General features: G+C 66.5%; 12 protein-coding genes. 11 read left to right on the top strand and 1 reads right to left on the bottom strand.

Annotated elements, in window-relative coordinates; genetic code table 11:
* Positions 1–84: 84 nt before the first annotated feature.
* The 8 genes from IEY60_RS34000 to dmpG all read left to right on the top strand — a co-directional run bounded on the left by IEY60_RS34000 (position 85) and on the right by dmpG (position 7,638).
* Complete coding sequence (locus tag IEY60_RS34000) at positions 85–900, top strand: 2-keto-4-pentenoate hydratase (RefSeq protein WP_229740370.1); 816 nt, start codon at positions 85–87, stop codon at positions 898–900.
* A gap of 336 nt (positions 901–1,236) precedes the next feature.
* On the top strand, positions 1,237–2,097 hold the full coding sequence (locus tag IEY60_RS33995; protein ID WP_189034656.1) for an IclR family transcriptional regulator: 861 nt from the start codon (positions 1,237–1,239) through the stop codon (positions 2,095–2,097).
* 48 nt (positions 2,098–2,145) lie between these two features.
* Positions 2,146–2,838, top strand: coding sequence for a DUF2848 domain-containing protein (locus tag IEY60_RS33990; protein ID WP_189034655.1), 693 nt, complete (start codon positions 2,146–2,148; stop codon positions 2,836–2,838).
* A gap of 10 nt (positions 2,839–2,848) precedes the next feature.
* On the top strand, positions 2,849–4,045 hold the full coding sequence (locus IEY60_RS33985; RefSeq protein WP_189034654.1) for an oxidoreductase: 1,197 nt from the start codon (positions 2,849–2,851) through the stop codon (positions 4,043–4,045).
* The gene (locus IEY60_RS33980) at positions 4,042–4,875 is read left to right on the top strand and encodes a carbon-nitrogen hydrolase family protein (RefSeq protein ID WP_189034653.1); all 834 of its coding nucleotides are present in this window, start codon (positions 4,042–4,044) and stop codon (positions 4,873–4,875) included. The genes IEY60_RS33985 and IEY60_RS33980 overlap by 4 nt, the downstream gene beginning before the upstream one ends.
* Entirely contained in the window at positions 4,872–5,663 is a 792-nt protein-coding gene (locus tag IEY60_RS33975; protein WP_189034652.1) for a 2-keto-4-pentenoate hydratase, read from the top strand. The genes IEY60_RS33980 and IEY60_RS33975 overlap by 4 nt, the downstream gene beginning before the upstream one ends.
* Positions 5,660–6,574, top strand: coding sequence for an acetaldehyde dehydrogenase (acetylating) (locus IEY60_RS33970; RefSeq protein WP_189034651.1), 915 nt, complete (start codon positions 5,660–5,662; stop codon positions 6,572–6,574). Before IEY60_RS33975 ends, IEY60_RS33970 begins: the two co-directional genes overlap by 4 nt.
* Positions 6,571–7,638, top strand: a complete 1,068-nt coding sequence (gene dmpG, locus IEY60_RS33965; protein ID WP_189034650.1) for a 4-hydroxy-2-oxovalerate aldolase — start codon at positions 6,571–6,573, stop codon at positions 7,636–7,638. Before IEY60_RS33970 ends, dmpG begins: the two co-directional genes overlap by 4 nt.
* Here dmpG and IEY60_RS33960 read toward each other — a convergent pair.
* Positions 7,594–10,875 (bottom strand): protein kinase domain-containing protein, encoded by a 3,282-nt coding sequence (locus IEY60_RS33960; protein WP_189034649.1) that lies wholly within the window; start codon positions 10,873–10,875, stop codon positions 7,594–7,596. The genes dmpG and IEY60_RS33960 overlap by 45 nt on opposite strands.
* Before the next feature lie 289 nt (positions 10,876–11,164).
* On the opposite strand from IEY60_RS33960, the gene IEY60_RS33955 reads away from it, so the two are divergent.
* Genes IEY60_RS33955 through IEY60_RS33945 form a run of 3 tightly spaced genes read left to right on the top strand, consistent with a single transcriptional unit; the run spans position 11,165 to position 13,217 of the window.
* Positions 11,165–12,484: an aromatic ring-hydroxylating oxygenase subunit alpha gene (locus IEY60_RS33955; RefSeq protein WP_229740368.1), complete on the top strand. Its 1,320-nt coding sequence runs from the start codon at positions 11,165–11,167 to the stop codon at positions 12,482–12,484.
* Positions 12,481–13,014 carry a 3-phenylpropionate/cinnamic acid dioxygenase subunit beta gene (locus IEY60_RS33950; RefSeq protein ID WP_189034647.1) on the top strand — a complete coding sequence of 178 codons (534 nt, stop codon included), beginning with the start codon at positions 12,481–12,483 and terminating at the stop codon, positions 13,012–13,014. Before IEY60_RS33955 ends, IEY60_RS33950 begins: the two co-directional genes overlap by 4 nt.
* Positions 13,011–13,217, top strand: a complete 207-nt coding sequence (locus tag IEY60_RS33945) for a dihydrodiol dehydrogenase (RefSeq protein ID WP_189034646.1) — start codon at positions 13,011–13,013, stop codon at positions 13,215–13,217. Before IEY60_RS33950 ends, IEY60_RS33945 begins: the two co-directional genes overlap by 4 nt.
* The last annotated feature ends 37 nt before the right edge of the window (positions 13,218–13,254 follow it).

Raw genomic sequence — 13,254 nt, 5'->3', positions numbered from 1 at the left:
CAGTCGGCGGACCGCGAATATTCTCACGCTGTGCCGCGCCGGGCAGGGTGATCGCTGCCTACCACGATGTCAGGAGCGAGAAGCATGAAGCCAGAACCGAGCGGGCCGGGCTGGGCCACCGGACCATTGCAGGCGATCGATTCGATCGCGGGCGAACTGTTGCGCGCCGAAGAACAGCGCGCCGCGCGTGGTCCGCTCACCGACGACTATCCGGAACTGGATATCGACGCGGCGTATCGGATTCAAGATGAGGCGCTGAGCCAGCGAATCGAGCGCGGCGAAACAGTCATCGGTATCAAACTCGGGCTGACCTCTCCGGCCAAACAGCGACAGATGGGAGTGACCGCGCCGTTGACCGCGTGGCTCACCGACGCGATGACGCTACCGAGTGGTGACGCCCTCCCCCAGGACTTGCTCATCCACCCTCGCGTAGAGCCCGAGATCACCTTCGTCATGGGACGGCGGCTCACCGGTCCCGGAGTCACCGCCGCGTCCGCGTTGGCCGCCGTCGATCGCGTGTACGCGAGCCTCGAGGTCATCGACAGCCGATACCTCGATTTCAAGTTCACCCTGCCGGACGTGATCGCCGACAACGCCTCGTCCGCCTACTACCTGACCGGGCCGATCGGCGCAGATCCGGCGTCGTTGAATCTTCCGCTGGAGGCCTGTCTGCTGGAGGTCGACGGGCATCTCGCCGCAACCGGAGTCGGCGCGTCCGTCCAGGGACATCCGGCAGAAGCCCTGGCCATGGCAGCCAACGCGCTCGCCAAACGCGGACATGCGATCGAAGCGGGCTGGGTCGTGATGACAGGCGGGATGACCGACGCGGTGGCCGCCCGGCGCGGCGCGACGATCACCGCGCATTTCACCCACCTGGGGTCCGTCGACCTACGGTGCTGAGCGCTCCGACCAGGTCTCTGCGTGGTTGCCCGACGTTCACCCAGCGGTAAATAGGTAGCCTCTCGGGATTTCTCCCGATGTGCCGGTTTTCCGGCGCAAATAGCATCGAAGAACAGGTCGGATGCCGCACCCGGCGCCAGCTCCGAATTCACAGTAGGGACTGTCGGCCCAGTTCAGACCCACTGCGGAACCCGATGAGGATGGTTCGAGTCCGGTGACTCTCGGGAACGGCCGCGCAGCGCCAGGGCCACCGACCTGTACGCGACCAGCGAGTCGCAACTCCGTGACAGTCCAGCCACCGACTCGACGGTCGGAATTGGCGACCGAGAGGCAACCATGACGATTCCCCACCCCGCCGTATCGGCGCGGCACGCTCGCCCGGTCCCCCGTAGCGCGAGTATCCAGGTGATCGATCCCCGAGATCGTCCGGAGCGCGACCCGTCGACCTCGGTGGCCAAGGCCCTCGCGCTACTGAGCAGTTTCACACCACAGCACCCGACCATGGGCGTCTCCGAAATCGCTCGCCGGGCGCAATTGCCGAAGTCGACCGCGCACCGCCTGCTGTCGGTTCTCGTCGAATGGGAAATGGTCACCAAACGCGGCACCGAATACTCACCCGGGGGCCGGCTGAACGAACTGGCTGCGCTCGCCGCACAGCCGGATACCCAGGATCTGCGCCGGGTAGCGCTGCCCCATCTGCTCGATCTGTACGAAATGACCCATGAGACGGTCAATCTCTGCGTTCTGGCGGGTGAGGACGTTCTGTACGTCGACAAGATTCACGGCCACAATTGCGTCGATTCTCCCGCGCGCGTCGGCGCTCGACTGCCCGCGACCAACACCGCGGTGGGCAAGGCGATACTCGCGTTCAGCACCGCGGGCATCATCGCCCGGGTGGCGGACAACCTCCGGCCCGCGACGTCGTCGAGTATCGCGTCACCGACGCAGCTCGCCCACGAGCTTGCGGCCATTCGCCGGGTCGGTATCGCTTACGACCGGCAGGAAACCAGGCCGGGGCTGACGTGTATCGCCGCGCCGGTCCAGAACTGGTCCGGCGCGATCGTCGCTGCCATTTCTATTTCCGGACCGGTGCAGCGCTTTCAACCTACGAATGCCACCCCAGCGATCCGCGCGGCAGCCGCCGGAATCGCCAAGCTCGCCCAGCAAGCAAGCTGGCAGCGGCACCTGGGGCAGTGAAATCCACATCCGAATGCGTGGTCGGCCACGCGAACAGTGAGGACCCCGATGACCCACCTGACCTTCGACCTGCCCGACCACGAGCAGGTCACGGTGACGGTCGATACCCTGCTCAACGCCGGATACGCCGGGCGAAGCCAAGCCGACGTCGCCGCCCACGTCGCCGAACTGGCCGAGCTGGGCGTGCCCGCACCCACCAGGATTCCCTGCATCTATCCGATTGCGCCCTACCTGGCGACGCAGGTCGACGAGGTACCAGTCCAGCACCGACGGACCTCCGGTGAGGCCGAGTGGGCACTTGTGGTCGCCGGCGAGGATCCCCGGGATCTGTTGGTGACCGCGGCCTGCGACCACACCGACCGGCACCTGGAACAGCACGGCGTCGCGTGGAGCAAACAGGCGGCCCCGGATGTCCTGGCCCGCCAGGCATGGCGGCTCGTCGACGTGGCCGACCGCATCGACGACCTCACCCTCAGCGCGGAGGTGACGACCGTCGCCGGACCCCAGCTGATCCAGCAGGGCACCCTCGCCGAACTCCTCACCCCGATGTACTGGGCAGAGGAACTGCGCACCCGCGGACTGCTGAACCCCGGCACCGTGTTGATGTCGGGAACGATCCCGATGCGCGGCGACGTCGATCAGTTCGGCACCGGCTGGAGCGTCACACTCGGCGATCCGCACACGGGCCGGTCGATCTCCTTGTCGTACTCGGTCCGGCTGATGCCGCCTCCCGTCGATTGACCACTTCGACATGACCGACGATTCCCTCCCCGCAGGAGATGCTGTGCAAGAAGCCGCCGACCCCTGGACACCCCTACGACTCGCATCCGGTCTGACACTGAGCAATCGGTTCATGTTGGCACCGATGACGACCAACGCCTCCGATCCCGGCGGATCGGTCACCGAAGCCGAACTGAACTACCTCGCCCGACGAGGCGCCGCCGAGTTCGGTGCCGCGATCACCTCGTGTGCCTATGTGCACCCCGACGGCCGCTCGTGGCAAGGCATCGGCGCTTGCGACGGCGCGCACCTGGACAGTCTGAGCGCCGTCGCGGGGGCGATTCGCGGCGACGGCGGGCTGGGCATACTGCAGATCTACGACGGCGGGCGGATCGCCCTGCCGAATCTGGTCGGGCCCAGAGGAATTCGGGGCCCATCACCCCTCCCGTCGGCGCGACCGAACGCCGCCACACCCCGGGAGCTGACAGCGCGCGAGATCGACGAGCTGCTGGCGGCATTCGGCCGCGCGGCCGCACTCGGGGTTCGCGCGGGGTTCGACGGTATCGAGATCCATGGCGCGAACCACTATCTGATCCACCAGTTCTTGTCACCGCGAGCCAACCAGCGCACCGACCGGTGGGGAGGTGGGCCCGAGGAGCGAACCCGCTTTCCGCTCGCGGTGGCCGACGCCGTGCGCGACGCCGTCGGCAGCGACATCACCGTCGGATTCCGCATCACGCCCTTCGAATCCGAACCCGGCGGTTACAGCCTCGACGACTCGACTGTTCTCGCCGATCGGCTCGCGGCGTCCGGTGTCGACTACATGCACGTTTCGATGGATGACTTCCGCGCGAACTCGCCGCAGCCGGAGGACCGGGATTGGACGAAAACCCGGGCCAGGGTGGAGGCGCGCAATCCGATCGGGGCGATCGCCGCGGCGGTCGCCGGGCGCAGCGCAGTCGTCGCCAGCGGTGGCATCAGAACACTCTCCGACGCCCGCGAAGCACTCGGGTCCGGCGCCGACCTCCTGGCGGTGGGCCGCGCGGCGCTCATCGACCCGGAGTGGGTCGACAAGCTGAAAGCTGGTGCGCACCACCAGATTCGGACGCAGCTGCCAGAAGACGCCGACGACATCGAAACCGTACTGACCATCCCCCAACCCATGGTGCGCTACCTGCTGAGCAGACCGGGCTGGATCCCGCGCGCCGGACAGGACGGCCGCCCGTGAGCGCGACCGGAGTCCGAATCGCCCTGTGTCAGATCACGTCCACCGCTGATCCGGCACACAACCTTTCGCTCCTGCGGGACTGGGTGCGACACGCCGCCGAATCCGGTGCACAAGTGGTCGTCTTTCCCGAGGCCACCATGGCGCATTTCGGCGTCCGCCTGGCCGACGTCGCCCAACCGCTCGACGGGCCATGGGCACAGGCCGTAGCCGAGCTGGCTCAGGCACACGACGTCCTGATAGCGGTCGGCATGTTCACCCCGGCGGGGACCCGGGTGCGGAACACGGTGCTGCTCACCGGGCGCGGCTACCACCTCGGCTACGACAAGATCCATCTCTACGACGCCTTCGGCTATCGCGAATCCGCGACGGTGGCCCCCGGCAGCGACTGCGTGACCGTCACCGTGAACGACGTCGTCCTCGGCGTCGCCACCTGCTACGACATTCGATTCCCCCCGTTGTTCCAACGTTTGGCCGACAGCGGCGCGAGCGCGATCCTGCTGCCGACATCGTGGGGCGCCGGCGAAGGCAAAGCGGCGCAGTGGGAGGTGCTGGTACGTGCGCGCGCCCTCGACGCCGGAGCGTGGGTGCTCGGCTGTGACCAGGCAGACCCGGCCGGCGTCGGTGTCGCTGTCGACCCGAGCGCACCGACGGGAATAGGACATTCGCTGATCGTGGACCCCTTCGGTCGCGTTTACGGCGAGCTCGATGCCGCACCGGGCCTGCTCGTTGTCGACGTCGACACCGCCGTGCCGCTTCGCGCACGCGCGGCGACCGGTGTATTGGCCAACCGTGCTTCGCACGCCTTCAGAACAGATGAGACTCCGACATGAGCACAGAAGTTCGGCAACAGGCCGCAAACGCCCTTCTCACCGCCTATCAAGGCTGGTCGATCGAACCACTCAGCGAGCAGATCCCCGACCTCGACCTCACCGATGCCTACGCGATCCAGCTCGCCCAGGTGAAGTACTGGACCGAACGCGGTGCGACGGTGAAAGGCCACAAGGTCGGCCTCACCGCAGCTGCCATCCAGCGCCAGCTGGGCGTCGATCAACCGGACTACGGGCACCTGCTCGATACCATGTTCCATCTCGAAGACCAGCCGATCGACCTGGCGCGCTTCCAACAACCCAGGATCGAACCCGAGATCGCCTTCGTGCTCGGCGCACCGCTGCGCGGACCCGGCGTCACTGCCGCCGAGGCCGCCGCCGCCGTCCAGTACATCGTTCCAGCGCTCGAGATCATCGATTCGCGCATCCAGGACTGGAAGATCACCCTGATCGACACGGTGGCCGACAACGCCTCCTCCGGCGGCGTCGTACTCGGCAGCACCTACGGCGAACCCTTCGCGACCGACCTACGCCTCACCGGCTGCGTCCTGCGCCACAACGGCAAGATCATCGACACCGGGGCGGGCGCCGCCGTCTCCGGATCACCGCTGAATTCCCTTGTCTGGCTCGCCAATACGGTCGGCCCGCTCGGCGTGACACTGGAGGCGGGCCACGTCGTTCTCGCGGGTTCGCTCACCGCCGCCTATCCGATCGCAGACGGCGACACCTTCAGTGCGGAATTCGGTGGCATCGGCACCGTCACCGCAACATTCGGGAAGGATCTGTCATGAACAAGGTCACGGCCGCGATCGTCGGGCCCGGCAACATCGGGACCGACCTGCTGGCGAAGCTTCGCCACAGCGCCTCGATCGACGTCATCGCGATGGTAGGCGTCGATCCCGCCTCCGATGGGCTCGAGCGCGCGCGCAAGGCAGGCGTCGAGGCTTCGGCGGGCGGCGTCGACTGGCTACTGGGCCGAAACGAGCTGCCGGACATCGTCTTCGAAGCCACCTCGGCCGGTGCGCACGCCGCCAACGCGCCCCGCTACGCCGAGCACGGCATCGCTGCGGTGGACCTCACCCCCGCCGCTGTCGGCGTCTTCGCCTGCCCGGCGGTGAACCTGGAAACGCAGTCGGACGCACCCAACATCAACATGATCACCTGCGGTGGACAGGCCACGATTCCCATCGTGCACGCCGTCTCCCGGGTCGCCCCTGTGCCCTATGCCGAGATCGTCGCCTCGATCGCCTCCCGCTCGGCCGGCCCGGGCACGAGGGCCAACATCGACGAGTTCACCGAGACCACGGCACAGGCGATCGAGGTGGTCGGTGGCGCACGCGCGGGCAAGGCGATCATCATCCTCAACCCGGTGGAGCCACCGATGATCATGCGCGACACCGTGTTCTGCGCGATCGACCCCGATGCCGACACCGACGCGATCACCGCATCCATCCACGAGATGGTCACCGAGGTCCAGCGATACGTCCCGGGGTACACGCTGAAATCCGACCCCCAGTTCGACCGGCCACGCCCGGAATGGCGCGACCAGGCACGGGTGGCCGTCTTCCTCGAGGTCCGTGGTCGCGGCGACTACCTACCGCCGTGGGCGGGCAATCTCGACATCATGACCGCGGCGGCCGCGCGCACCGGTGAAGTACTCGCCGAGCGCAAGCTCGCCGCGCGAACCGGGGGACGAGCATGAACGACATCGACGTGCGTATCACCGACACCACCCTGCGCGACGGCAGTCATGCCATGCGGCATCAGTTCACCCCCGACCAGGTCCGCGACGTCGTACGGGCGCTCGATGCAGCCGGTGTGCGGGTGATCGAGGTCAGTCACGGTGACGGGCTGGGCGGATCCAGCTTCAACTACGGCTTTTCCGGCACCGATGACATCGCTCTGGTCGCCGCAGCCGTCGCCGAGGCGCGTCAGGCGGCGATCGCGGTCCTGATCCTGCCCGGCGTCGGCACGATCACCGACCTGCGGCGTGCCTTCGACGCGGGAGCACGCGTGGCTCGCGTCGCGACCCACTGCACCGAAGCGGACGTGTCCGTCCAGCATTTCGGTGCGGCGCGAGATCTCGGGATGGAGACCGTCGGCTTTCTCATGCTCTCGCACCGCATTCCGCCCGAGGAACTCGCGACGCAAGCTCGGATCATGGTCGACGCGGGTTGTCAGTGTGTCTATGTGGTGGACTCGGCGGGTGCGCTGTTGCCCGACGAGGCGCGCGCCAGAGTCCAAGCACTGGTCGCCGAACTCGGTACCGATGCCGAGGTCGGGCTGCACGGTCATCAGAATCTCAGCTTGGGTGTGGCGAATTCGCTGGCCGCGTATCAGGCGGGGGCACGCCAAATCGACGGCACACTGTGCGCGCTCGGTGCCGGCGCCGGCAACTCACCGACCGAAGTGCTGGTCGCGGCTTTCGACAAAATGGGGGTGCGCACCGGACTCGACCTGAACAGCGTCCTGGCCGCTGCCGCCGAGATCGCGCTACCGTTCATCACCAGGTTGCCGTGGGCGGACCGGTCTTCGATCGTGCAGGGCCATTCGGGCGTGTACTCGAGCTTCCTGTTGCACGCCGAGGCGGCGGAGCAGCGCTACGGCGTTCCGGCGCACGAAATTCTGCGAGCCGTCGGCGAACACGGGTATGTGGGCGGTCAGGAGGACATGATCATCGATCTCGCCCTGCGGATGGCCGCCGAACGGAGCGGGCGGGATTCAGCGTTGCTGACGAGCGAACAGCACCGCGACCTGGGTGCGTGAGTTCACGCCGAGCTTGGTGAAGATGTGCTCGATGTGGGTCTCCACGGTCCGCTGAGCGATCACCAATTTCTGGGCGATCTGCCGGTTCGTCAAGCCTTCCGCCAGCATCCGCGCGACCTGTGTCTCGCGTGCTGTCAGCGTCGCGATGACCGCATCGCCGGTCGAGGGCCTTTCCTCGGCCGGCGGTGTCTCCCCCAACGCGTAGCCGACCGCGGAATCGGTGCTCATTCGTCCACCCTCAGCGAATGCGGCGTTGAATACGTTGTCACCCAACGCAGTTCGTACTACGTCTTCGGTTCGGTCACTCCACGTGCGCAGTTCGAATCCGCCCTGGTAGGTGCCCAGCGGCTCCCATACCCGCCGCACAGCGCCCATGAGCCGCGCCGAACGGTCGGCATCGCCATCCTCCGCGGCGACCCAGGACAGGATCTCCATGACCACCGCGATGCCGAGCGCGTCGTTGAAAGGGCGCTTGCCCGCGAGCGCTTCTCGAAGCTGCTCGCCCGCCTGGGCGAACTCGCCGCGCATCCAGTGCGCCAGACCGAGGAACGTGTAGATCCAGGACAGTAGCCAGCGCTCACCCCGCGCGACGAGAGCGGTTCGGCACTGCTCCAACACTTCGAGCGCCCGATCCGGTTCCTGCCGCCGGCAGTAGGCCCAGCCGAGATGTTCGAGGGCGAGAATGTGCAGCAGGGTAGGGCCCGTCTCGGCTTCCAACGCCGTACCCTGTTCGATGAGCGCCATGCCCAACGTCACGTCACCGAGATTGTGTTCGGCGACGCCGCGAAGATGTGTCGCGTGGGCGAGATTGGTGGTGTCGCCCAGCTCGCGCGCCAAGACCTCGCTGTGCCGGAGCAGCTCCAGGGCGACGTCGGGTTTGCCTTCCGCCACCGCCAGATAGCCGTTCGACCACAGAGCCGCGGCGCGCTCCGAGCTCGGGATGTCGCTGTGAGCGAGCACGCGATCCAGCCAGTGCCGTCCTTCGCGTTGCAGACCACATGCCAGCCAGTACCAGAACAGCGACGCGGCCATGCCGAGTGCGGCTCTTCCGTCGTCGTCGGCGTCGGACAGCAACGCGTCGAGCACGGCACGCAGATTCGCCTGTTCGCCGCGCATCCGGTCGACCGATTGTTCCTGGTCCGGACCGAACCATGTCTCGTCGAATTCTCGTGCGAGACGCTGGTAGTAGCGCCGATAGCGCCCGAGGGTCGCAGCTTCACCGGGATGGGCGGCCAGCTTCCGCAGTCCGTACTCACGTACCGTCTCGAGCATGCGATAGGTCGGCCTGCCACCGGCCGATTGCTGAGTCAGAATCGACTTGTCCACGAGTGCCGAGATGCAGTCGACGACCACTTCTCGGGGCAGATCCTCTCCGCTGCAGATACATTCGGCCGCCTGCAAATGCACTGCCCCGGTGAAAACCGCCAGCCGCTCCCACAACAGCCGTTCGCGATCCGAGCACAGGTCGTAGCTCCAGTCCAGTGTCGCCCACAGCGATTGATGGCGCGGCGCGGCGGAGCGCTCGCCCGTGCTGAGCAACAGGTAGCGGTCGTCGAGCCGATCGAGCAGCTCCCGTGGCGACAATGCCCGCATGCGGCCCGCCGCGAGTTCGATCGCCAACGGCAACCCATCGAGTCGGCGGCACAGCTCCTCGACTGTCTTGGCATTGTCAGCGGTGATCCGGAACCCGGGCGCCGCCGCCGACGCTCTCTCGGCGAACAACGTGACCGCGTCGGGTCGTAGATCTCGAGGGTTCGACGAATCCGGCCCCGCACGGGAGACCGACAACGCCCGTACCTCGAATACGTGCTCGCCGCCGACGCGCAGCGATTCCCGGCTGGTGACGAGAATCCGCAGATCGGTGCAAGCCGATAGCAGGTTTCGGGCCAACCGCGCGCACTCGTCGAGCAGGTGCTCGCAATTGTCGAGAACGAGGAGGAGTTCGCGGGTTCGGAGGTAGTCGATCAGGGTGGCACCGACATCGGGCTGATGGGTCGCGGCCCCCACCGCCTGGGCCACCGTCAGAGCCACCAGGGCGGGATCGGCGACCTCCGCCAACTCGACCAGTACCGCTCCGTCGGATAGACCGCGCGCGGCCTTGCGCGCCACATCTACCGCGAGCCGTGTCTTGCCGACGCCGCCGATGCCCGTCAGCGTGACCAGCCTCGAATGAGCAAGCAGTCGGCGAACTTCGGTGGACTCGGCATCCCGGCCGACGAGGCGGGTGATGTCGAGCGGCAGGCCGGGGATGGCCTGCAGCGCCGGGACATCGGCCATCATGTCACCTCGGTCATTCGTAGGGAGTACTGAAGCTGTCGACGATAGCCCCTCGGTCGACGTGGGGCGAAGCGTCATATCCGGGGCTGGGCGCCCGTGGGCGCGCTGGATACCGCGGAGCAACTCGCCGAATTCGGCGGCGGACTGCGGGCGGTCGCCGGGATCACGGGACATGCTCGCCGCGACAGCATCGCACAGATCGTCGGGGATGCCCTCGGGACGTAATGCGGGCAACGGCTCGGCGGCGATGCGCAGGAACTGCGCGACGACTTGCTCGCCCGGTCTGCGCTCGAACGCGGCATGCCCGGTGAGCATGCAGAACAGTGTCGCGCCGAGACCATACACGTCCGAAGATACCGAAGCGCGCCCGAAGCCCAACACCTCGGGAGCGGTGAACGCAGGCGAACCCGTGACCACGCCGGCGGAGGTCTCGAAGCCACCTCGGATGTGGGCGATGCCGAAGTCGGTGAGCTGGGGCTCGCCGTAGTCACTGATCAACACATTCCCCGGCTTGATGTCGCGGTGCAGAATGTCGGCGCGGTGCGCAGTCTCCAGGGCACCGGCCAGCTTGACAGCGATGCCGATCGCGTCATCGAGCCCGACGCGTCCGGCACGGCGAAGGAGATCCTCGACCGAGCCGTGCGAGTGATAAGGCATCACCAGGTACGGGTGGCCACTGGCAGTGGTGCCGACCTCGAGGATGTGGACGATGTTGGGGTGGCCCGACAGTGCCCCCATCACGTACTGCTCCCGCCGGAACCGGTCGATATTCGATGCTTCCGGCCCCAACGCGGTCAGGACTTTCACGGCAACTTCGCGGTGTAATGCCGACTGCCTGCACCGGTACACCACCCCGAAGCCACCCCGGCCGATCTCGCGTGGCTCGTCGAGGCCGGTGCCTTCCAGTTCCGTGCTGAAATCTGGAGGCCGGTCACTCTGCGTAGCGAACGGATCGGTCATGGCCATGGCGTAGCTCTGTCGCGGACGTTCGCGGTCGGGCCGCGCTGGTTCGAGTCTATCCGCAGACCTAGCGCCCCGGGCACCAGTTCCCGACCGCCTCGACCGACGTTCCGGCAGCCGGACCACGACTCTTGGCCCGCCCGATTTCGGGTCGTAACTTACCGAGAAATCCACTTGGCGCATCATGAGGAGCTTTCAGGTGTTCGATCAATTCAGTAAGCCGGATTCCGGCCGATCAATCCAGACTTCGTCGTCTGCCGCAGAGTTCCTCCGTACGTTCGATCGAGACTTGGAACAGGGCATTGTTTCACCGCGGATCTTCAACGATCCAGAACTCTATTCCTACGAGCTGGACCGGATCTTCGCCCGATGCTGGTGTTTCGTCGCGCACGAATCGGAGATTCCGATGCCGGGCGACTACGTACTCCGCAACATCGGTCAGGACCAGTTCATCGTCGTGCGTGACGAGGACGGGCAGATCCGTGTGCTGTTCAACAAATGCACGCACCGCGGTAGCCCGGTCTGCCGAGTGGAGAAAGGCAACAGTTCACATTTCCGTTGCCCGTATCACTCGTGGGTGTTCAAGAACAATGGGGACTGGAGCGGCGCCCCCTATCGCAAGAAGGCGTACAAGAAGCTCGACGCCGCCGCATGGGGACTCGCGGCAGCTCCCCATGTGGACTCGGTGCACGGCCTGATCTTCGCCTCACTCGATCCGGACGCGCCGACCCTGGACGACTACCTCGGCGGGATGCGGTGGTACTTGGACGCGCTGCTCGGACTCAACGACCAGGGCATGCGGGCCATCGGTGAACCGCATCGCTGGCGGGTCCCGGCGAATTGGAAGTCCGGCGCCGAGAACTTCATGGCGGACGCGTATCACGTTCCGTCCCTGCATCGTTCGGCGGAAGAGGTCGGCATGTTCCCCAACATCGAGGCGGGCGGCGCAGGCCCACAGGCGGGATCGCGGCACGTCTACTTCGACGAAGGCCACGGGATGATCATCAACGACGGCTTCCTCCCCCCGCCGTGGCATCGCTCCGGTTTCCCGCCGGAGGTCGCCGACACCTTCCAGCTCGATCGACTCGCGCCCGACCAGCAACTCTTCGTCGACAACCACTCGGCGACGACATTTCTCATCTTCCCCAATCTCGGATTGGTCCGCGTGCCCGCCTCACCGCACCCGGACGCACCGCCCACGGTGTTCACCTACCTGCGTCAGTTGCAACCCTCGGGGCCCGACACCATTGTGAACTGGAACTGGACCTTGGGCTGGAACAGCGCGCCGGACGGATTCAACGAGGACGCCTACGTCGCCGCGCTCAGTATGCACGGCCCGGCCGGCATCCTCGAGCAGGACGACACGGTCGTCTGGGGCGGACCTCCGACGGCAGGAAAGTCGGTCTTCGCGCGCAAGAGCGGCATGCGTTTCAACTTTCAGCTCGGCCTCGACGGTATGAGCGACTACGCCGAGGACACCTCCTGGGCGTTCCCCGGCCGGGCCACCACCACCGCACTCGGCGAGGCGCCGCAACGCGCCTTCTACCGCCGCTGGCTACGCGAAGTCTCCACCGCGGACCACGCCGAAAACCGGGAGGACGGACAGTGACCGTTAGCATCGCATCGACGACCGGCACGCCCCGCGACATTACCGCGGAATGCGCCGAGTTCCTCTTCCGCGAAGCGGAATACCTGGATCATCGGGAATTCGACCGGTGGCTGGGATGCCTGTCGGAGGAGCTGGTGTATGTGATGCCCATCCGGGTGACCCGCGGCCCGGAAGCACGCAATCTCGAGTTCTCGCCCACCGGATTCCACATGAAGGACAACTACGCGTCGATGAAGATGCGGGTGTCCCGGCTCTACACCGAGCATGCCTACGCGGAAGATCCGCCGTCACGCACCCAGCGCCTCGTGACGAATGTTCGCGTCGACGCGCTCGACATCGCCGGGAAATACGATGTGCGAAGCAACTTCCTGTGCTTCCGAGCCCAGGGCGACGGTGTCGAATCCGATCTCATCGTCGGGGAACGGTTCGACATTCTGCACGACACCGCCGAGGGCTGGCGACTGGCCGCGCGCACAGTGCACTTGGCACACACCACGCTGGTGACGGCGAACCTCGGGATCTTTCTGTGACGCCGCTGCGACTGAGCAATGAGTTCGCCGACGTGATCCTGCGGATCGTCGCCACCGGCAACGGTGAGCGGCTCGAGATCATCTCGCCGCGGCGAGGTACCAGCATTCGGGTGGATCCCGTCGTGCTCGAAGCCCTGACCTGGCAGAGCACCGAGGTGTTCACCCGCATGCTCGAGGGCTCGATCGGCCCGGCGACGTTGTGACGCTTATTCTTTCGGCCCGCCCGAGGCGGCCGGAAGT

Source organism: Nocardia rhizosphaerihabitans (genome assembly GCF_014646295.1).
In the GTDB taxonomy this organism is placed as follows: Bacteria; Actinomycetota; Actinomycetes; order Mycobacteriales; family Mycobacteriaceae; genus Nocardia; species Nocardia rhizosphaerihabitans.
This window is presented reverse-complemented; position numbering and strand designations above follow the sequence as displayed.